The sequence below is a fragment of the Desulfovibrio sp. TomC genome (assembly GCF_000801335.2).
Lineage (GTDB): Bacteria > Desulfobacterota > Desulfovibrionia > Desulfovibrionales > Desulfovibrionaceae > Solidesulfovibrio.
Genome location: NZ_JSEH01000008.1, coordinates 161,825 through 182,039 on the forward strand (window position 1 = coordinate 161,825; position 20,215 = coordinate 182,039).

A 20,215-nucleotide genomic window follows, 5' to 3' on the forward strand; every position below is an offset into this window, starting at 1 on the left:
CGCAGGAACCATCAAGGGCCAGGCCGGTTTCCTTTGCAGGCAGCGTTATGACATCTGCCTTAGCGTGGAAAATTCCTGGCCCCGGCCCCATTTGTTAAAATAACATGGCGATCCCGTGCCCCCTGCCTGGTTCACGCCGGCCAGGGGGCTTTCTCTTCCAAATCAAAACTGCGTCAGCCCAAATACGCCTTGGTCACCCGCGCATCCACGGCCAGCTCGGCCGACGGGCCGGACAGGACAATGCCGCCCGACTCCACCACATAGGTGCGCGCCGCCACCCGCATGGCCAGACGGGCGTTTTGCTCGACCAGCAATATCGTCGTGCCCATGGCCCCGAGGCCGGCAATGATCTCGAAGATTTCCGACACGAGCAGCGGAGCCAGCCCAAGGCTCGGTTCGTCAAGGAGCAGCAAGCGCGGCCGGCTCATGAGCGCCCGGGCAATGGCCAGCATCTGCTGCTCGCCGCCGGAGAGCGTCCCGGCCGACTGGTTGCGCCGCTCGGACAGCCGCGGGAACAGCTCGAACATGCGCTCCATGTCCTTGGCGATCCCGGCCCGATCCTTGCGCACGTAGGCCCCAAGCTCCAGGTTGTCGCCAACGCTTTGCTGGGCCAAGACCTGCCGGCCTTCCGGGGAATGGGCCATGCCCAGGCGCACCAGGGCCTCGGGCGGCAGGCCGGTCACGTCGCGGCCGTCAAAACGCACCACCCCGGCGCGCGGGGCGACCAGCTTGGAGACCGCCCGCAAAATCGTGGTCTTGCCCGCGCCGTTGGCCCCAATGAGTGTGACGATCTCGCCGGCCGCAACCGACAGGGACACGTCGCGCACGGCGGAAACCGCGCCGTAATTGACGCACAAGCCCTCGACCTCAAGCAGCGCCATGGGCGTCCCCTCCAAGATAGGCTTCGATGACGTCCGGGTCGCGCTGGACCTCTTCCGGGGTGCCGACCGCGATCCGCTGCCCGAAATTCAGGACCATCACCCGGTCGCACAGGCCCATGACCATGGGCACGTTGTGCTCGATCAAAAGCACGGTCAACTCGAAGTGTTCCTTGATGGCGCGGATGAAATCGGCCAGTCCGAGCTTCTCGGACGGATTGAGGCCGGCGGCCGGTTCATCGAGCAGCAGCAACTTGGGGCCAAGGGCCAAGGCCCGGGCAATTTCCAGGCGGCGGCGGTCGCCGTAGGGCAGCGAGGCGGCCAGGTGGGCGGCCCGGTCTTCGAGTCCGACCAGACGCAGCAGATTGTAGGCTATTTCGGTATTGTCCCGGTCCTCGCGCCGGCTGGCCGGGGTACCCAGGATGCCGCCCAAAAGCCCGGTGCGGGCATGGACCCGGCCGGCCACGCGCACGTTGTCCATGAGGGACAGGCCGCCAAAAAGCCGGATGTTCTGGAAGGTGCGGGCCAACCCCAGGGCGGCGATGGCTTCGGGTTTGGCGCTGGTGATGTCGTGGCCGTCAAAGGTGACTGTTCCGGTGTCGGCCCGGGTCATGCCGGTCAGGAGATTGAAAAAGGTGGTCTTGCCCGCGCCGTTGGGACCAATGAGGCCCATGATCTCCCCGGTGCGCACCTCGATGGAGACGTCGCACACGGCCATAAGGCCGCCAAAGGAACGGCGCAGGTCCTTGGCCAGAAGCAGCGCCTCGCTCATGCCGCACCTCCCCGGCCGCCAGCCAGTCTGGCCCGCAGCGCGGCCAGACCGCCCATGATGCCCTGGGGCAGATAGACGCACACGGCCACCAGCACCACGCCGTTTAAGATCATGCGCGAATCCTTGAGCGGCCGCAGCAGTTCGGGCAGGCTGACCAGCAGGGCCGCGCCAAAAAGCGGTCCCCACATGGAGCGCGAGCCGCCGATCAGCACGTAGGCCAGACAGGTGACCGAGGCGTCAAACGTGCCCTGCCGGGCGTTCCAGGTGTTCAAAAACGGCGCGGACATGGCCCCGGTGACGGCAGCCAGGGCGCAGCCCAGGACAAAGGCCGTGACCTTGTTGGCCGTGGTGCGAACCCCCATGGCCCCGGCGGCCAGCTCGTCCTCGCGCACGGCGAAAAAGGCCAGCCCCCGGCAGGTGGCGCTGATGCGGTAAACGACAAACATGGTGAGCAAAAAGAGCGGCCCGAAAAACCAGATGTAGTCCAGGCGCGAGGCAAAGGCTTGCGGGATGCCGAAGATCCCGACCGCGCCGCCGGCCAGGGGCATGTTGAGCACGGCCACGTTGACCACCTGGACAAAGGCGATGGTGGCCAGGGCCAGATAGATGCCGCGAAGGCGCAGGGCCGGATAGCCGACCACGACGCCAAGCACCACGCCAAGCACCAGGGCGAGGAGCCACTCCAGGGGAAACATCAGGAAACCCAAGGCTTCCCGCCAGGGAGCCAAGGCCGGGTGGGTGCCCATGATGGCCGCCACATAGCCGCCCAGGGAATAAAACCCGATGCTGGCCAGGGACAGCTGCCCGGCCATGAGCGGGAAATAGAGGCTCAGGCCCAGGAGCGCCTGCTGCACGATGGTGACCAGCAGGAAACCGTAATTTTCTAAAAAACCGGACATATCAGACCTTTTGTTCCAGTCGGTCGCCGAGCAGGCCCTGGGGCCGCAGCAGCAAAATGGCAAACAGCAGGACAAAGGCCACCGCTTCCTTATACGAGCTCAGGTCCGGCGGCAAAAAGGCCTCGCCAAGACCGATAACCAGCCCGCCGGCCACGGCCCCGGGGATGCTGCCCAGGCCGCCAAGGACGATGACCGCCAGACCTTTGAGGCCGTAGGACACGCCGAAATACGGCCCGGCAATGCCGAACGAGACGCCGATCAGCGTCCCGGACAGGCCGCCAAGCAGACCGGAGATGAAAAAAGTGCCCAGGATAAAACGGTTGACGCTGATGCCCAAAAGACTGGCGGTATCGGCGTTCTCGGCCGTGGCCCGCAGGGCCTTGCCGCCGCGGGTGCGGCCGATAAACCAGCCCAGGCCGACCAGCATGACGAGGCTGGCCCCGAAAAGAATGATCTGGATGGTGCGCACGGCCACGGGCTTGCCGCCGACGCTGAAGATGACGGCCATGGGCAGGTCGCCGAAGATGTCGGAGGGAAAGGAATAGATCTCCGCGCCGACCAGATATTGGATCAGGTTGACGACGATGAGGGCCACGCCCAGGCTGCTGACCAGGGCCAGCAGCGGATCGGCCCCCCGCTTTCGCAGCGGCTTAAAGGCCAGCCGCTCGACGGCCATGCCGGCCAGCCCGGAGAGCAGCGCGCCGACGAGGAGCGCCGCAAAAAACGGCAGGGTCACCGGCAGACTGACGTCGGAGAGCAGGCCGTTTATGCCAAAGCGCCCCACGCACAGGGCGTAGGTGAGGTAGGCCCCCAGGGTGAAGACCGCGCCGTGGGCGAAATTGATGATGCCGAGGATGGAGAAGACCAGGGTGTAGCCCAGGGCAAAGACGGCATAGACCGAACCGATGCTTAAGCCATTGAGCAGGCTTTGGATGAGCCAGGCAAAATCCATGGGAACATTTTTTCCGGCGGCCGGGACGCGCGGTCCGCTCCCCGGCCGCCGCCGTGATCGGGCGGTTTATTCGGAGACCAGGACAAAGGAGCCGGTCTTGCCGTCGGGATTCATGACGATCTTGGAGACGTAGAAGGCCTTCTGCTCCACTTCGCCCGAGGGCTGGATGCTGATCTCGCCGACCGGCGTCATGTAGGAGCCGGTTCGCAGCGACTTGTTGAGCGCCTCACGCAGATCGGCCAGTTCAAACTCGGCGATCTTCTTGCCGGTTTCCTTTTCGATCTTGGCCAGGGCCTCGGCGACCACCTGGACGGCGGTGTAGGCCTGGGCCGAGAACTGGGCCGGGCCTTTTTTGTAGGCGGCCTCAAAGGCGGCGACGAAATCCTTGTTGACCGGGTTCTTGTCCACCGTGGCCGGGCTGTAGGCCTGGGCCACCAGGATGTCGGCGCAAAGCGCCCCGCACACCGGGAACATGTTGGGGGAATTGAGCCCGTTGCCGCCGACGATCAGGCCCTTGTAGCCGAGCTGGCGCAGCTGCTTGACCAGATTGCCGGAATCGGCGGCCAGACCGGAGATGATGACCAGATCGGCATTGGCCCCGAGCACGGCCGTGACCTGGGTGGTGAAGTCGTTGTCCGTGGTCTGGAACTTCTGGACGGTGACGGTCTCCAGGCCAAGGTTCTTGACCGCTTCCTGGAAGGTCACGGTCTCGGACGAGGAGAAGGCGTCGTTTTGGGCGTAGAGCACGGCCACGCGCTTGATGGCCGGATTGATCTTCATGGCCTGCTTGACCGAGTAGGGAGCCACCTGGGTCATGGGGGCGGAGATGCGGCCGACGTACTCGCCGATCTCGGGGATGCCCTTGGCCGTATTGGAGGGGCCGACCACCGGGGTCTTGGCCCGGTCGGCAATGGGGTTGGCGGCAAAGGCCTGCTGGGACAGGGTGGGTCCGATGATGGCCACGACCTTGTCGCGGTTGAGCAGATTCTGGAAGGCGTTGACCGCTCCGGCTTCGTCGCCGGCGGTATCCTGGAAGACCAGGGCGATTGGCGTGCCGCCAACGCCGCCGGCGGCGTTGATGCGCTCCTCGGCGATCTTCGCGCCATTGACCTGCTCCTGGCCAAAGAGAGCGACGTTGCTGGTCTGGCCCACGGCAATGCCGATGGGGATGGGGGTGGCCACCTTGTCGGCCAGAGCCGGATGGGCGGCACACAGGACCAGGGCCAAAGCGGTAACGAGACGCTTCATGGAGCCTCCGGGCAGGAAGGTTGGCGGCGACTTGGCGCGCACGTCGATGGTGAAAAATGTCTCTTGGGCAATGGTGACGGTTCTGTCAAGGCTTATGCGCCGAAAACCGGCCGCATCAGCCAATCGGCGGGCAATCGGCGGCCAATCGGGCGGCAGCGGCCCACAGACCGGGGCCGGGGGTGTCACACAAGCGTCAAACCGGCCGGAGCGGGGGCGTGCCTCCGGCGGCCGGGGCTTTGCCCCGGACCCCACCGGGGGGATGATCCCCCCGGACCCCTCGGCGGAAGACGTGTTTAAAGGGGTTCCTGGCCCTGGCGGACAATACGGTCGCTTGACAGGAACCACTGTTGCTCCGGCGGCCAAAGGGGGAAAACCCTTTGGCCGCCGGAGCAACATGGATTGAGGTTGCTGCAAATACAGACAACGTTTGCTTGACAGTGGAGCCTGGTTCGTCGACGCCGCTTCAGAAATCCTTGTTTAAAAACTTCGGCAGGAGGTTTTTGACGGCAGCCAGGGCCATTTTGCGGCGCAGTTTGCCGAGTTGCTCCTGAAGTGGGATCTGCTTGGGACAGACGTCTTCGCAGGCGAGGAGCCCCATGCAACCGAAGATGCCCTCATCCGTGCCGACAAGGTCAAAGTAGTCCTTCTCGGTGCGCTCGTCGCGGGGGTCCAGGATGAACCGGGCCAAACGATTAAGGGCCACAGCGCCGAGAAAGTCCTCGCGCATCAGGGCCGTGCCGCAGGCAGCCACGCAGCAGCCGCATTCGATGCAGCGGTCGAGCTCGTAAATCCGCTCGGCCAGCCCGTTGTCCATGCGCTCTTCCTTGGCGGCGGGATCAAACACCTTGTTGGTGTGCACCCAGGATTCGATCTTGTCGTACATGCCGCGAAACCATGTGCCGGTATCGACGGACAGGTCGCCCACCAGCTTGAAGGCCGGCAGGGGCATGAGCGTGATTGCGGCCGGCATGTCCCTGGTCTTGGTGTGGCAGGCCAGTCCCGGCCGGCCGTTTATGACCATGGCGCAAGCGCCGCAGATGCCGGCCCGGCAGCAGAAATCGAACATCAGCGTGGGGTCGATCTCTTCCCGGATTTTGTTGAGTGCAATAAAGAGCGTCATGCGCTCGGTTTCTTCCAGCTCGAAGCGGTCGGTATGCGGCCTGGAGGCCGGATCCGCCGGATTATAGCGGAATATGTCGAAGGTCAGTGTTCTGCCCATGTTCTTTTCTCCTTTTCGCTCGCAACGTCACCGTCGCGCCACTTTGCCCCTCCCCCCTTGCAGGGAGGGTCCGGGAGGGGGTTACCCCCTCCCGGCCGCCGGAGGCATTCCCCCTCTTCTCCCCCTTCACTTCCCCTTACTCGTCCCGAGCGATAATCTTGCCGCCGCCGTAGCCGCGGTCGCCGGGGGGGAGTTCGAAGGTGTGGGTGGCTGGTTCGTAGGCCAGGGTCGGCAGATCGGCCCCGGGCTGCCAGGTGGCCAGGGTGCGGGTCAGCCAGTCGCGGTCGTTTCGCTCGGGGTAGTCCTCGCGGGTGTGCGCGCCGCGCGATTCGGTGCGTTTGAGCGCGCCGTAGGCCACGCAAAGGGCCAGTTTGACCATGCCTTCGATCTTTAAGGCCATGGTCAATTCGGGGTTGGCTCCCTGGCCGCTGCTGCGAAGGCCGACCTTGCGGGACCGGGCCAGAATTTCCTGGAGATCGGCCACGCAGACTTCGAGGTCGTGGCCGTTTCTGAAGATGCCGGCCCCTTTCATGATGGCGTCGTGCATGGCGTTTTTGACGGCGTAGGGATTTTCCCGGCCATTGACGCCGGCGACCAGCCCCTTGATGCGGGCCTCTTGGGCGGCCATGGCGTCGCGCACCACGCCGGTCTTGATGACGGACTCGGTCCCTTTGAGAAATTCGACAATTTTGGCCCCGACGATCATGCCGGCAACGACCGTCTCGGCCAGGGAGTTGCCGCCTAAGCGGTTAAAGCCGTGCATGTCCCAGCAGGCGGATTCGCCGGCGGAAAAGAGGCCCTTTAAGCCGTAGGCTGCGCCGTCTTTGTTGGTGCGCACGCCGCCCATGGAATAATGCTGCGTCGGGCGCACCGGGATAAGCTGGGTGACGGGATCGACGCCGAGAAACGACTGGCAGATCTCGTCGACCTCGCGCAGCTTGGTGCGGATGTGGTGTTCGCCCAAGTGGCGGATGTCCAGCCACAGGTGGTCGCCGTAGGGGGAGGCGACGCCCAGGCCCTTACGCATGTGTTCGGTCATGCGCCGGGACACCACGTCGCGGGAAGCCAGTTCGGCCTTGTCCGGCTCGTAATCCGGCATGAAACGGTATTCGTTTTTATCCAGGAGCGTGCCGCCGTCGCCGCGGCAGCCTTCGGTGACCAGGATGTCGGTGGGCACGATGCCGGTCGGGTGAAACTGCACGGCCTCCATGTTGCCAAGGGACGCCACGCCGGTGTCCAGGGCGGCGATCAGGCCGCCGCCGTCGCAGATGACCGCGTTGGTGGACTCGCGGTAGATGCGGCCGAAGCCGCCGGTGGCAATGAGGGTGGCCTTGGCCAGATAGGCGGTCAGCTCACCGGTCTTGAGGCAGCGCACCACCGCGCCCATGCAGGTTTCGCCGTCGTGAATCAGGGCAACGGCCTCGACCTTGTCCACGACCGTGACCCCGACCTGGGCCGCCCGGTTATCCAGGGTGAAAAGCACGCAATGGCCGGTGCCGTCAGAGGTGTAGCAGGTGCGCCACTTGGCTGTGCCGCCGAAGTTGCGCGAATGAATGAGCCCCTCGTTTTCGGGCTTTTCAAAGGCGGTAAACGGCTTGCCGCCCTTGTAATAGGTCTGCTCGCCGGGCACGACCCGGTTCCAGGGCACGCCCCAGAAGGCCATCTGGCGCATGGCAATGGGCGCGCCGTTGCAAAAAAGCCGGGCCACTTCCTGGTCGCAGCCCCAGTCCGAGCCTTTGACCGTGTCGGCGAAATGGACGTCGGGGCTGTCGCCCTCGCCCATGGCCGAGTTGCCGAGAGCCGCCTGCATGCCGCCCTGGGCAGCCGAGGAATGGGAGCGCCGGGCCGGGACAATGGACAGGCAGATGGCGGAAAAGCCGTTCTCGGCAGCCTCGATGGCCACCCGTTCGCCGGCCAGGCCCGCGCCGACCGACAGCACGTCGGATTGTATGATCCTCATGGTGTTGCGTCCTTATTTGAGCGGCAGGAAGTAATAGCGAAGCAGGGTCAAAAGACCGATGCCGATAAAGAGCATGGTCATGACGTTCTCCTTCTTCTTGAGGGAAAAACGGCCGGGGCGGTCGAGGAAGCCCCACTTGACCAGGATGCGGTAAAACCCGACGCCGACGTGGAGTTCCACCATGGGGAGCAGGAAGAGGTAGAAAACAAACCAGAATCCGGTCTGGATGCGGGCAGCGGACTTCTCGGCGGTAATGGGCAGGTTGGTCAACACCACCCAGAGGTGGATGCCGCCCATGATGAGGATGCCCATGGCGGTTGTGGCCTGGACGATCCACAGCCAGGTATCGGGATGGCGCATGCGCCGGGCATTGGCGAGCATCACCCGCTGCTCTCTGGTCGTGAAGGGAATCTTCCGGGCGGCCAAGACGAAATGGACCAGGAAGGCCAGGAAAATCAGCGGCCCGCCAACCTGGGCCATGAACGTGACCTCGAAAAACCAGGCCAGGGCGTTCATGACCTTGGGGCTAATCAGCACGCTTGAGACCAGCATCAGATGGCACCACATGAAAAGGACCAGGGCCGCGCCGGTCAGCATCTGGACCCAGTCGAGCCAGGCCGCAAGTTTCCCGACAGGCAGCCCGGCCTGGGTTGCCGTAGATGGTACGGACATTTCCATTCTCCCGTTTTACTGAGGATTATTGACGACGGAAAGCGCCGGCTCGGCCGACGCCGCCAAAGGGATGCCGTCCTCGTCGTTGGCCAGGGAGCCGTCCAGGGCGGCGGCCAGTCGCGTGGTATCCAGCGCCTTTTCCCATTTGGCGACCACCAGGGTGGCGATGCCGTTGCCGATCAGATTGGTGATGGCCCGGGCCTCGGACATGAAGCGGTCCACCCCCAGGAGCAGGGTCAGCGAGGCCACGGGGATGGTTCCCATGGTCTGGAGCGTGGCGGCCAGGGTGATAAACCCGCCGCCAGTGACAGCGGCCGCGCCTTTGGAGGTGAGAAGCAGGATGCCCAGCAGCGAGAGCTGGTGGCTGATGTCCAGGGGCGTGCCCGTGGCCTGGGCCAAAAAGACCGCAGCCATGGTCAGGTAGATGCAGGTGCCGTCGAGGTTAAAGGAATAGCCCATGGGCAGGCACAGGCCGACCACGGATTTCTCGGCCCCGGCCCGTTCGAGCTTTCGCATCATGCGCGGCAAGGCCGCCTCGGAAGACGAGGTGCCAAGGACGAGCAGGATTTCGTCGCGGATGTAGACGAGATAGCGCCACAGGGAAAAGCCGGCCAGCCGGCACACCAACCCCAGCACCACGAAGATGAAGATCAGGCAGGTCGTGTAGACGCCAAGCATGAGATAGAGAAGCTTAAAAAGCGCCTCATGGCCCTGGGAGGCCACTACGTAGGCCATGGCCCCGAAAGCGCCCAGCGGGGCAAAGTACATGATGTAGTGGATGACCTTGAACAGCCCCTGGCCGAACTCGTCGATGACCCCGGCCAGACGCGCGCCCTTCTCGCCAAGCTGGGCCAGGGCCACGCCAAAGAGGATGGAGAAGAACAGCACCTGCAAAATGTCGCCCTTGGCAAAGGCGTCCACGGCCGAGTGCGGCACGATGTTGAGCAGGAAATCCGTGGTGGAGAGTTTCTGCGCCTTGCCGGCGAACTCCTCGATCTTGGCCACCTCGGCCTGATTGGCCTGCATCCGGGCGGCGTATTCGTCCATGCCGGCCCCGGGCTGGTAGACATTGACGACCACCAGCCCGATGGCCAGGGCGCACAAGGTCATGGCCCAGAAGTAGAGCATGCATTTGACGCCGACCCGCCCCACCTTGCCCATGTCGCCCATCTTGGCGATGCCCGTGACCACGGTGCAAAAAATGATCGGCGCGATCACCATTTTGACCATGCGGATAAAGGCCGTGCCAAAGGGCTGCATGGCCGCGGCAAAGCCCTTGGTGGCCGGAACCAGCCCCAGGACAATGCCGGCCGCGATGCCGACAACCACCCAGAAATAGAGCGAGGCGTACAGCGGCTTGCGGCCGCCCGGACGCGCCATCGCGTCCGAAGCGGCCGCGAGGTTAGCCAAGGGCGGCCTCCAGATCGGGGGTGGCGTAGAGGTCGCCGCCGACGCAGTCGTTAATAACCAGCACCGGGAAGTTCTCGACCGTCAATTCGCGCACGGCCTCGGGTCCAAGGTCCTCATAGGCAATGACCTTGGCGTCCTTGATGCGAAGCCCCAGGAGCGCGCCGGCCCCGCCGGTGGCCCCGAAGTAGACGGCCATCTCGGTCTCCATGGCCTCGCGCACGGCCGGGGCGCGCATGCCCTTGCCGATCATGCCCTTGAGGCCAAGGGCAATCAGGCGTGGGGCATAGGAATCCATGCGATACGAGGTGGTGGGGCCGGCCGAGCCGATGGGCCGGCCGGGCCGGGCCGGAGACGGACCGACGTAGTAGATGACCGCACCCTTGAGGTCGAAGGGCGGGGCTTCCCCGGCGTCCAGGGCGTCCACGATGCGTTTGTGGGCGGCGTCGCGGCCGGTATAGATAATGCCGGTCAGGTAGACCACGTCGCCGGCCCGCAGTTTGGACACGTCGGCGTCAGACAGGGGCGTCGTCAGAGAATGGTCGGCCATCAGAGCGTGACCTCCTTGTGCCGGGAGCTGTGGCATTGGATGTTGACGGCCAACGGCAGGCTGGCCAGATGGCAGGGCGCGACCTTGATTTTGACGCCCAGGCAGGTGGTGGCCCCGCCAAGGCCCATGGGACCGATGCAAAGGCGATTGATGGAGGTGAGCAGGTCGGCCTCCATGGCCGCCACGCCGGCCTCGGGATGGACGTCGTCCACCGCGCGCATAAGGGCCTTTTTGGAATTGACGGCAGCCAGCTCGAAGTTGCCGCCGATGCCGACGCCAACCAGGATCGGCGGGCAGGGATTGGAACCGGACTCAGCCACCCGGCGGATGACGAACTCGCGGATGCCGGCCCAGCCCTGGGCCGGGGCCAGCATCATGACGCGGGACATGTTTTCCGAGCCGCCGCCTTTGGCCATCATGGTGATTTTAAGGCTGTCGCCCGGCACGAGATCGAAGTGGACGATGGCCGGCGAATTGTCGCCGACATTGGCCCGGGTGAAGGGATCGCAGGTGGACTTGCGCAGATAGCCGTCCGTATAGCCCTGGACCATTCCTTCGTTGATGGCGGCGCGAAGCCCCCCGCCATCAATCCGGACGTCCTCGCCCACCTCCACGAAGAATACGCCCAGGCCGCAGTCCTGGCACAGCGGCAGCCCGGTTTCCTTGGCCAGGGCGGCGTTTTCCTCAAGCTGCTCAAAGATCGCCCGGGCGGCCGGGGACGTTTCGGCCGCCTTGGCCCGGGCAAAAGACGCCAGCACATCGGCCGGCAGATACCGGTTGGCCTCCATGCACAGGGCGGCCACGGCATCGACCACGGTCTTCTTGGCAATGGTACGCATCATTTCTGTCCTTGTGCCCGGCGTTACATAAAGAGCTTGACCAGGGTGTAGCTCACGATGGTGCCGCAGCCGACACCGATGGCTCCCGGGATGATAAAGCTGTGGTTTAGGATGTACTTGCCGATCCGGGTCGTGCCGGAGCGGTCGAAGTTGATGCAGGCCAGATCGCTCGGGTAGGTGGGCAGGATGAAGTAGCCGTAGCACATGGGCAAAAAGGCCAGCAGGATCTTGGGTTCAAGGCCCAGCGACAGGCCAAGCGGCACAACGGCGGCCAAGGCGGCAGCCTGGCTGTTGACCAGCTTGGACACCACCACCAGCACGATGGCGTAGGTCCAGGGGTAGGCCACCACCACGGCGGACAGGCTGGCCTTTAACGTCTCGTAATGGGCCTCGAAAAAGCTGTCGGTCATCCAGGCCACGCCAAAGACCGAGAAGATGGCCACCATGCCGGCCTTAAACACCGCGCTGTTGGCGATGGTCTGCTGCTTGACCTTGCAGAAGATGAGGATGAACGCGCCGGCCATGAGCATGACCATCTGGATGACGAGGTTCATGGACAGGGGCTTGAGCTTGCCCGGCACGCCAAAGGAGGGCCGCAGGTCAGCGAACGCGCCAAGCAGGACCACTGTGGCGATGGCGGCAAAAAAGAACCACACGGCCCGGTAGGATTCCTTGGTAAAGACCTTGTCGAGCAGGGTGGCCCCGCCGTCGTAGATGTAGGCCCGCTGCTCGGGATCGGCCAGCTTGGCCTGGAATTCCGGGTCCTTGTCCAGATCCTTGCCCCGGTGCATGCTCCACAGGCCAGCACACAGCACGCCGGCGAAGGTGGCCGGGATGGAGATGCTCAGCAGATCGACGATGCTGATGGCCTTGCCGATGCCGTGGGCCTGGGCCAGCATGGACACCATGGACACGGCGGCCACCGACACGGGCGAGGCGCAGATACCGATCTGGGCCGAGACCGAGGCCACGGCCATGGGGCGTTCGGGACGGATGCCCTTATTAATGGCGATGTCGTAGATGATGGGGAACATGGTGTAGGCCACGTGCCCGGTGCCGCACATGACGGTGAGCGACCAGGTGGTGATGGGAGCCAGCAAGGTGATGTGCTCGGGATGCTTGCGCAGGACCCGTTCGGCCACCCGCATGAGGACGTCGAGGCCGCCGGCGGTCTGCAGGGTGGCGGCGCAGCCGATGACGGCCAGGATGGTGAGCATGACGTCTATGGGCGGCTTGCCGGGCTGCACGCCAAAGACGAAGCACAGGACGAACAGACCGATGCCGCTGATAAGGCCCAGGCCCATGCCGCCAAAGCGGGTGCCCAGCAGCAGACAGGCCAGGATGACGCACAATTGCAGGGTCAACATGACGAATTCTCCTTTCCTCGGTTCGGATATCCCGGGTGCGGCCGGCCAGCGCCGCATCAGCCCTTCCACGACCAGCCCCGAAGCGCCCGGCCGGGCCGGCGGGTCAGCGCCGGCGGCAGCGGTCATGCGGCAAAGACCGCTGCCGCCGACGGACCGACCACTGGGGGTACTGGCAATAATGCCTAAGCATGGACGATGCCAGGGCTTCATTTCACAGCTAACTCGCCATAATCCATGAGAAATCCATCACAATCCCGGCCAAAAAGCCGGGCCGGCCCATAACCAAAGTTATGGGCCGGCCCGGCTTTTTTCGATGATAGATAGGTATTTCAGTCGGTTAGCCTGTCATAACACCCCCGCCCGACCCATTCCCAAAGTTATGCCCCCTTTTCCCCGTTGCAGGGGTCCGGGGCGCGTGAGAACAGAGAGAGAAAGAGTGCCTCCGGCGGCCGGGGGCCTGAGGCCCCCGGACCCCCCAAATGGGCAAAGGGGAGTGGCGTTACCGCGACGGCGAGCGGCATATGGGGACGACTGTTCCGCTGCAACGCCGCCCCCCTTTACCCCTTGCCTCCAGGTGGGTTTCCAAAGGGCACTGCCCTTTGGCCGCCGGAGGCATCTTTCTCGCCTCCCCTCTCATTTCCTCTCCTCACCTTCTCCCTCAATCGCCGCCTTCGGCGTCGCGGCGGGATTTGAGGCGTTTGGACAGGGCGGGTTGGGAGATGCCGAGCAGTCGGGCGGCCAGGGTCTGGTTGCCGCCGGCGCGGGCCATGGCTTCGGTGACCAGCAGATCAGCGGCTTCGATGAAGGTGGGCAGGCGTTCGCAGCCGGCAAAGAGATTGGCCGGGACGTCGTCCCGGCAGGCCTCGCCGTGGCCGGTGGCGGCCTGGATGCCGTCCAGGGCCAGGGTGGGGCCGGTGGTGAGGCTTACGGCGTCGAAGATCATGGCCCGCAGTTCCCGGATATTGCCGGGAAAGGCATAGCCGGCCAGACAGGCGGCCAGTTCCCGGGGCAGGGCCGGCACGGGTTTGTCCATGGCCCGGGCGGCCTCGGCGGCGAAGTGCCGGGCCAGGGGTTCGAGGTCTTCCCGACGGTCGCGCAGGGGGGGAATGCGGGTCTGGTGGGTGCGCAGGCGATAATAGAGGTCGCGGCGAAAGCGGCCGGCCGCCTCCTCTGCAGCCAGATCGCGGTGGGTGGCCACCACCACCCGGGCGCGCAGGCGCTTGGGCAGATCGCTCCCCAAGGCAAAATATTCGCCTTCCTGGAGCAGGCGCAGCAGCTTGACCTGGCAGGCGACGGACAGATCGCCGATCTCGTCGAGAAACAGCGTCCCGCCGGCGGCTTCCTCGATCATGCCCTTTCGCGGGGCCTCGGCCCCGGTGTAGGCCCCGCGCACATGGCCAAAAAGCGTGTCGGCAAAGACGGTGTCGTCCAGCCCGGCCACGTTGACGGCCACAAAGGGACCTTCCCGGCCGCTGACGGCATGGACGGCGCGCACGATGTTTTCCTTGCCCACCCCGGATTCGCCGGTGACCAGCAAGGGCTGGCTGCTTTTGGCCACGGCCTCGATATAGGCAAAAACGGAAAACATGGCCCGGGAACGGGTGACGATGCCGGCGAAGGCCTCGGGATGGGCCAGCGTCCCGGCGCTCAGGCTGCTGGCGACGGCCCGGTTTTCCTCGCGCAACTCGATCATGCGGATGGCCCGCACGACGCCGCTGACGATGCGGTCTTCGTCATCGGTCTTGACGTAGTAGTCAAAGGCTCCCAGGCGCATACAGCGCACGGCGGTGTCGAGTTGGCTGACGCCGCTTATGATGATGACGGCCACGTCCGGGTGGCGCTCGGCAATGCCGGCCAGGAGTTCCTCGCCGGACAGGCCCGGCATGGTCAGGTCGAGCAGCGCCAGACCGATGCCGCCTTTTTCCAGCAGCGGCAGCACCTCGCGGCTGTCCTGGCACAGAAACAGATTGGTGACCCCGGCTGAGGATTCCAGCGTCAGCGACAGGGAACGCAGCCAGGCCGGCTCATCGTCGACCAGCAGGATGCCGAAGGCGGGGAAAGGGGTGTCGTTCATGGGTTGCCCTCCTCCCGGGCCACGGGGAAGACGACGACGGCCGTGGTTCCCTGGCCCGGAGCCGAGGTGAAGCTCAGGCTGCCGCCGTATTCCTTGAGGATGCCGGCCGAGACGGACAGGCCCAGGCCAGTGCCGCCGGTTTCGCGCTTGGTGGTGAAAAAGGGATCGGTCACATGGGGCAGATGTTCGGGGGCGATGCCGCCGCCCTCGTCGCGCACGGTCAGGACGACCTGCCCGGCGGCCTCGTCGTGGCCAACGGTCACGGCGATGGCCTTTGACCGGTCGGGCAGGGCCTGACAGGCGTTTAGGACCAGATTGACGATGACCTGCTCGATGCGCTGGGAATGGCCCCAGACCAGCGGCAGATCAGGGTCGTAGTCGACGCTGAAATGGTCGGTGGCCTTGCGGATGGCGGCATCGAGCAGGCGCACGGCCTTGCGCGAGGCATCGGCCACGTCGATGAGCGAGCGGCCCGAACCTTCCTCCCGACGAGCAAAATCCTTAAGATCATTGACGATGCGCTTAATACGCAGCGCGCCCTCCTGCATCTCTTCGAGCAAACGCGGCAGTTCGCTGCGCATGCGGGAATAGGGAATGCCGCCGAGCAGAAAATCGCCCTCTTCCGCGAAACGGCGCTCAAGAATGCGGCCGCAATCCGCCTGGGCCTTGCGCAGGATGGGGATATTTAAAAGAATCAAGCCATTGGGGTTATTGATCTCATGGGCCACGCCCGAGACGAGGATGCCCAGGGCGGCCATTTTATCGGCCTGGACGAGCTGGCGCTGGTTGCGTGAGAGCTCGTCCAGGGCACGCGACAGCGAAGCCGTGCGCTGGGCCACCTGCCGGCGCAGGGAGCGGCTCCACAGGACCGTGCCGCCAAGCAGGGCCAAGAGGGGCAAAGCCACGGCAGCGGCATAACGGGCCACGGTCGGCCAGGGCAACGGGCGGTCTTCCAGAACGCCCAGCCATTTGTTGTAGAGCGCCTCGTACTGGCCGGTGCGCCGCAGGATGGCCAGACCTTCGCTGAACCGGGCCAGCAAGGCCTCGTTGCCCTTTTTGACGGCAAAGCCGTAGCGCAGGGTGGCCACCGACCGGGCCACCGCCTCGATGTTGCCGAGCTTGTTGTCTTTTATGATGTAGTTGCCGGGCAGCATGGCCACCACGGCGAAATCGCCCAGGCCCGAGGCCAGCAGGCGCAGGGCGTCGGCGGGGGTATCGACCAGGATCAGGTCCTTTTCATAGCCCTTGCCCGCCAGCAGGTCATGCATATAGCCGCGCCGATGGACAATGACCTTGCGCCCGGCCAAATTGTCGAGGTCCCTGACCACGGGATCGCCCTTTCTGGCGAAGATGGCGTGGTTGACCACGGCGCTTGGCGGGGCGAAATCCACCTCACCGGCGGCGCGCACCTCGGAAAAACTCATGCCCTCCAGAATATCCACCTCGCCGTCGAGCAAGGCCTGGCGCATCTCGGCCCAGGAGCCCAGGCGAAACTCGATGCGCATGCCCATGGCTTCGCCAATGGCCCGACTGAGATCCACGCTGAATCCCGTCGGCAGGCCTTCGTTGTTCAGGAATTCATAGGGCGGATAGTCGCGGTCGCCGCCGACCACCACCGGGCGGGTGACGCCGGGGACGACCTCGGCCCCGGCCGCCGGCCCCGGGCTGACGAACATGAGGACGACGCAGCAAAGCGTCAGGGCGATGGCGGCAAGGTGGCGCATGGCGGGTGTCGGGTGCTCCGATGCGGTCGCAAGGCTCACCCGAGACTAGGTCAAAAGGCAACATCTGCCAAGCGTTCCCAGCCGGCCGCTGGCCCGTCAGGCCGGCGGCCGCTGGCGAAGGACCTTCGTTATGACCGCATTCAGTTCGTCCATGGAAAAAGGCTTGGGCACGTAGCCGTCCATACCGGCGGCCAGGAAGGTTTCCTGGTCGCCGGTCATGGCATAGGACGTCAGCGCGATGACCGGGATAGCCGCCTTGGCCGCCAGATGCGGCGCCGTGCGGATGGCCCGGACCGCCTCCAGGCCGTCCATGACCGGCATCTGGATATCCATGAGCACGAGATCGAAGTCTTCGGCGGCCAGCCTCTCCAAGGCTTGCGCGCCGTCGAAAGCGACGGTCACGGCATGGCCGGCCTTTTCCAGCATCCGGCTGGTGGCCAGCCGGGTAACATGGTCGTCCTCGGCCAACAGCACCCGCAGCCCGGCGACAGCCGGAGAGCGACGGCCGGGCCTGGCAATCTGGCAGGCCAGGGCCTGGGCGCTGGCAAAGGTGACGCAAAAATAGATGGACGTGCCCACCCCGGGTTCGCTGTCCACGGCAATATTGCCGCCCATAAGCGTGACCAGCCGGCTGCAAATGGAAAGCCCCAGGCCCGCTCCCTGGACATTGCGGCGATAGCCCTGGCTGACCTGGGTGAACGGTTTGAAAAGACTGCCTATGGCCTCGTCGGGGATGCCGCAGCCGGTATCCGCGACACAAAAAAGCACCCGCACCTCCTGGGCCTTGTGCGAGGGCAGAGGATAGGCCTCCACCGTGACGGAGCCGGCCGTGGTGAACTTAAAGGCATTGCCGATGAGATTGGTCAGCACTTGCTGCACCCGGGCGGCGTCCCCGACCACCACGGCCGGCAGGGTATCGGCGATATGGCTGACAAGGGCCACCCCTGCCTGTCGGGCGACGGGCGTGAACAGTTCGAGCACCTGGCGCAGGGCGACGGACAGGTCGAAGGGGTCGGCCTGGATCTGCATCTTCCCGGCCTCGACCTTGGAAATGTCCAGGATATCGGCCAGAAGGCGGGTCAGCCGTCTGCTCGACTGGATGGCCAGCTCGGCGTACTCGGCCTGCTCGTTGTCCAAAGGCGTTTCCTTGAGCAGTTGGAGCATGCCCAGAACGCCGTTTAGGGGCGTCCGTATCTCGTGGCTCATGTTGGCCAGGAAGGCGGACTTGGCCCGATTGGCGGCCTCGGCCTCGTTGCGCGAGACGGTCAGCGAGCGCTCCATTTCGATGCGCTCCGTAACGTCTTCCCGAATGAGGATGCCGCCGGCAAAAGAGCCGTCGTCCTGGTAGAGCGGCACGCCGCGCAGGTTGACGTAGCCGGCGTGGCCGCCAGTGAACTCCGGAAAATACACGGCCTGCAAATCGACCGCCTCGCCGGAGAGGAGCGGCTTCAGCTTGTCGGCGATGCCGGCCCGGACGATGCCCGGCAGTTCCACCAGCCGGCGGCCCAGGAAGAATTCCGGCGTTTTGCGGCCCCCGGCGAAGACGTCCAGATGCCGCTTGTTCACGAAAATAATGCGCCCCGCAGCGTCAAAGGCCATAATGGAAATGGGGGCCTGCTCGGCCAGCAGCTTGTAGCGCGTCTCGCTTTCCCGAAACCGGGCCTCGGCCTCCTTGCGCTCGGTAATTTCCGTGGACATGGTCCCGACCCCAAGCAATCGGTCGTCGTCGGCATAGACGGGAAATTTTCGGGTGAGAAACGTTCGATTGCGCCCGTTCTCGCCGAGCATGCCCTCCTCGCTGGTCAGCGACTGGCCCCGGGGCAACGCCAGGGCCTGCCTGTCGTTGGCTATATACTGGGCGATCTGCTCCGGGGAGGACAGCCCGGCAAAGAGCTCCGCATCCGTGCGCCCCATAATGTCGTCCAACCGGTGGCCGGTCAGGAGCAGATACGCCCGGTTGACCATGCCGTAGCGCAGGGCGCAGTCCTTGAAGACCACGACGGAATCGGCATTTTGCAACAGCTCGTAAAAGGCCAGCCGGGCGTCGTCGCGCTGCCGCCGTTCGGTGACGTCCGAGGCAAAGCCCAGGACGCGGTCCGGCAACATCTGCACGGCGGCAATGGACCACCAGCGCGCCGTCCCGTCCCTGTGCCGGCCGAGCACCTCGGCGGTCCTGGCCTGGGCGCCAATCGCGGCGAAACGACGCACAATCGCTTCCCGCCCGTCCGGGTCCAGGACGTCGGCAATGTTTTGGGCCAGCAGTTCGTCGCGCGACCAGCCGGTCATGCGACAGGCCGCGGGGTTGACGTCGTGCAGCCGGCCAGCGGCGTCGGCGATGAAAATGGCCGACGGCGCGCTGTCAACATAGGTCCGGTAACGCGCCTCGCTGGCCACAAGCGCCACAACCGCCCGTTTCCTGGCGCCCAGGGCCAGGGCCAGCCCCATGATGCACCCGGCCATGACCGCGAACACGGCCAGGGCCGTCCACACCAGCCCCCGGTAGCGGGCATAGAGGCTCTCCTGGCGGTTGACGACGACGACGCCCGGGGGCAGGTCGCCGACATCCAGGCCGAAACGGCGCAGCTGGATTTCGTCGACCATGGGCACGTTCGGGCTGTTGCGGATGCGGGGCAGACCAGCCACTGCCTCGCCGGCCAGGATGCGCCGGGCCAGCCCGCCGGCCGCCCGCCCCTGCTCCAGGCCGCTGACCACCAGGCCGCCAAGCGCCCCGGCGCCGACTTCGAAATCCCAGCAGGTCAGGACCGGAAACGAAGACGCCGTCGAACACGCAGCCATGCTGTCCCCCAGGGGCAGGCGCTCCCCGTCCGGCCCCTGGAGAATACCCAGGACCAGCACGAGGGTGTCCCGGGGCAAGCCTCCCAGTATCCCCGCCAAGTCGTCGCGCTTGACGTCAAGCAACTCCGTCACGGCCAGCGACCGGGGAAACCCGGGCCTCGCCTGGCGCAGCCCTTCAAGATTGGCCAGCCCGCCGCCAGTTGAATCAGCCACAACGGCCAAATGGGATGTCTTTGGGAAAAGCCTGAGACCAAGGTTGACCGTGCCCGTGATGTCCAGGGTCTCGCTCACGCCGGCAATGTCGGTCTCTTTGGCCAGCAGAGCCGGCGTGACGTTGTTGAGACCGCAAAAGACCAGCGGCAATTTCGGATCAAGGGCGGCCCGGAAACGGCGCAGGGAGTCAAAGGCCGCATCGTCCGCCGCCACCAGCAGGGCAAGGCGGCTCTGGCTGTATTTTGTGAGCAGGAAGCGTTCGAAATCGGCAACATGATGGACGCCTTCCGCACGTCTGGCATCGAGCCATTCCACATGCAGCACGACGCTGGACTGTTCCAATGAGGAACGCAATCCTTCTAAAATCGGAGCGGACCAGACATCCTGAACGTCATAGGACATCAGGATAAGGACGTCTTTCGTATCGGCAGCCCCGGATGCTGCTGTCGACAGCGTCCAAAACAAAAGAAAAGCCGCCAGGAACAATGGCAAGATGCGCAGTCGGCCTCGTCCGCGCAGGAATTGCCGCAGGCAAAGACCGTCAGGCAACAATACCCTTTTCTGGTATTGCAGGAGACTGGGCGATCTCCCGGTGGAGCAGCGGAGAGGATACCATTTCATGTTTTCTGATACGACCGGCGGCGT

The 20,215-nt window shown here is 64.9% G+C and carries 15 protein-coding genes; all 15 read right to left on the reverse strand.

All coding sequences use genetic code 11. The features are described 5' to 3' along the window. Positions 1 to 173: 173 nt before the first annotated feature. Entirely contained in the window at positions 174 to 881 is a 708-nt protein-coding gene (locus NY78_RS09725) for an ABC transporter ATP-binding protein (RefSeq protein ID WP_043634954.1), read from the reverse strand. Next, positions 868 to 1,650 carry an ABC transporter ATP-binding protein gene (locus NY78_RS09730; protein WP_043634956.1) on the reverse strand — a complete coding sequence of 261 codons (783 nt, stop codon included), beginning with the start codon at positions 1,648 to 1,650 and terminating at the stop codon, positions 868 to 870. The genes NY78_RS09725 and NY78_RS09730 overlap by 14 nt, the downstream gene beginning before the upstream one ends. Continuing rightward, on the reverse strand, positions 1,647 to 2,549 hold the full coding sequence (locus NY78_RS09735; RefSeq protein ID WP_043634957.1) for a branched-chain amino acid ABC transporter permease: 903 nt from the start codon (positions 2,547 to 2,549) through the stop codon (positions 1,647 to 1,649). The genes NY78_RS09730 and NY78_RS09735 overlap by 4 nt, the downstream gene beginning before the upstream one ends. A 1-nt stretch (position 2,550) precedes the next feature. Further along, positions 2,551 to 3,501 (reverse strand): branched-chain amino acid ABC transporter permease, encoded by a 951-nt coding sequence (locus NY78_RS09740; protein ID WP_043634960.1) that lies wholly within the window; start codon positions 3,499 to 3,501, stop codon positions 2,551 to 2,553. Between the two features lie 66 nt (positions 3,502 to 3,567). Further along, entirely contained in the window at positions 3,568 to 4,935 is a 1,368-nt protein-coding gene (locus NY78_RS09745) for an ABC transporter substrate-binding protein (protein ID WP_231583896.1), read from the reverse strand. A gap of 277 nt (positions 4,936 to 5,212) precedes the next feature. Next, positions 5,213 to 5,968, reverse strand: coding sequence for a fumarate reductase iron-sulfur subunit (locus NY78_RS09750; protein WP_043634963.1), 756 nt, complete (start codon positions 5,966 to 5,968; stop codon positions 5,213 to 5,215). A 136-nt stretch (positions 5,969 to 6,104) separates the two neighbouring features. After that, positions 6,105 to 7,928, reverse strand: coding sequence for a fumarate reductase flavoprotein subunit (locus NY78_RS09755; protein ID WP_043634965.1), 1,824 nt, complete (start codon positions 7,926 to 7,928; stop codon positions 6,105 to 6,107). A 12-nt stretch (positions 7,929 to 7,940) separates the two neighbouring features. After that, a complete protein-coding gene (locus NY78_RS09760) occupies positions 7,941 to 8,600 on the reverse strand; it encodes a fumarate reductase (RefSeq protein ID WP_043634966.1) in 660 nt (219 codons plus the stop codon). Between the two features lie 15 nt (positions 8,601 to 8,615). Next, positions 8,616 to 10,010, reverse strand: a complete 1,395-nt coding sequence (dctA, locus tag NY78_RS09765; protein ID WP_269430870.1) for a C4-dicarboxylate transporter DctA — start codon at positions 10,008 to 10,010, stop codon at positions 8,616 to 8,618. Continuing rightward, the gene (locus NY78_RS09770) at positions 10,003 to 10,557 is read right to left on the reverse strand and encodes a Fe-S-containing hydro-lyase (RefSeq protein ID WP_043634968.1); all 555 of its coding nucleotides are present in this window, start codon (positions 10,555 to 10,557) and stop codon (positions 10,003 to 10,005) included. The genes dctA and NY78_RS09770 overlap by 8 nt, the downstream gene beginning before the upstream one ends. Next, on the reverse strand, positions 10,557 to 11,396 hold the full coding sequence (locus NY78_RS09775) for a fumarate hydratase (protein ID WP_043634970.1): 840 nt from the start codon (positions 11,394 to 11,396) through the stop codon (positions 10,557 to 10,559). The genes NY78_RS09770 and NY78_RS09775 overlap by 1 nt, the downstream gene beginning before the upstream one ends. 23 nt (positions 11,397 to 11,419) lie before the next feature. Then, positions 11,420 to 12,889 (reverse strand): anaerobic C4-dicarboxylate transporter, encoded by a 1,470-nt coding sequence (locus NY78_RS09780; protein WP_269430871.1) that lies wholly within the window; start codon positions 12,887 to 12,889, stop codon positions 11,420 to 11,422. 532 nt (positions 12,890 to 13,421) lie between these two features. Continuing rightward, the gene (locus NY78_RS09785) at positions 13,422 to 14,837 is read right to left on the reverse strand and encodes a sigma-54-dependent transcriptional regulator (protein WP_043634976.1); all 1,416 of its coding nucleotides are present in this window, start codon (positions 14,835 to 14,837) and stop codon (positions 13,422 to 13,424) included. Beyond that, the gene (locus NY78_RS09790; protein ID WP_043634978.1) at positions 14,834 to 16,561 is read right to left on the reverse strand and encodes a transporter substrate-binding domain-containing protein; all 1,728 of its coding nucleotides are present in this window, start codon (positions 16,559 to 16,561) and stop codon (positions 14,834 to 14,836) included. The genes NY78_RS09785 and NY78_RS09790 overlap by 4 nt, the downstream gene beginning before the upstream one ends. Before the next feature lie 96 nt (positions 16,562 to 16,657). Continuing rightward, complete coding sequence (locus NY78_RS22880; protein ID WP_231583898.1) at positions 16,658 to 19,972, reverse strand: PAS domain S-box protein; 3,315 nt, start codon at positions 19,970 to 19,972, stop codon at positions 16,658 to 16,660. Positions 19,973 to 20,215 lie beyond the last annotated feature (243 nt).

What these genes read in the sequence shown, in the direction of transcription:
- NY78_RS09770 (WP_043634968.1), bottom strand. Translation starts at nt 10,557, where the DNA reads ATGGCCGACCATTCTCTGACGACGCCCCTGTCTGACGCCGACGTGTCC.
- NY78_RS09750 (WP_043634963.1), bottom strand. Translation starts at nt 5,968, where the DNA reads ATGGGCAGAACACTGACCTTCGACATATTCCGCTATAATCCGGCGGAT.
- NY78_RS09755 (WP_043634965.1), bottom strand. Translation starts at nt 7,928, where the DNA reads ATGAGGATCATACAATCCGACGTGCTGTCGGTCGGCGCGGGCCTGGCC.
- NY78_RS09785 (WP_043634976.1), bottom strand. Translation starts at nt 14,837, where the DNA reads ATGAACGACACCCCTTTCCCCGCCTTCGGCATCCTGCTGGTCGACGAT.
- NY78_RS09725 (WP_043634954.1), bottom strand. Translation starts at nt 881, where the DNA reads ATGGCGCTGCTTGAGGTCGAGGGCTTGTGCGTCAATTACGGCGCGGTT.
- NY78_RS09790 (WP_043634978.1), bottom strand. Translation starts at nt 16,561, where the DNA reads ATGCGCCACCTTGCCGCCATCGCCCTGACGCTTTGCTGCGTCGTCCTC.
- NY78_RS09760 (WP_043634966.1), bottom strand. Translation starts at nt 8,600, where the DNA reads ATGTCCGTACCATCTACGGCAACCCAGGCCGGGCTGCCTGTCGGGAAA.
- NY78_RS09730 (WP_043634956.1), bottom strand. Translation starts at nt 1,650, where the DNA reads ATGAGCGAGGCGCTGCTTCTGGCCAAGGACCTGCGCCGTTCCTTTGGC.
- NY78_RS09740 (WP_043634960.1), bottom strand. Translation starts at nt 3,501, where the DNA reads ATGGATTTTGCCTGGCTCATCCAAAGCCTGCTCAATGGCTTAAGCATC.
- NY78_RS22880 (WP_231583898.1), bottom strand. Translation starts at nt 19,972, where the DNA reads ATGTCCTATGACGTTCAGGATGTCTGGTCCGCTCCGATTTTAGAAGGA.
- NY78_RS09775 (WP_043634970.1), bottom strand. Translation starts at nt 11,396, where the DNA reads ATGCGTACCATTGCCAAGAAGACCGTGGTCGATGCCGTGGCCGCCCTG.
- NY78_RS09735 (WP_043634957.1), bottom strand. Translation starts at nt 2,549, where the DNA reads ATGTCCGGTTTTTTAGAAAATTACGGTTTCCTGCTGGTCACCATCGTG.
- NY78_RS09780 (WP_269430871.1), bottom strand. Translation starts at nt 12,889, where the DNA reads ATGACCGCTGCCGCCGGCGCTGACCCGCCGGCCCGGCCGGGCGCTTCG.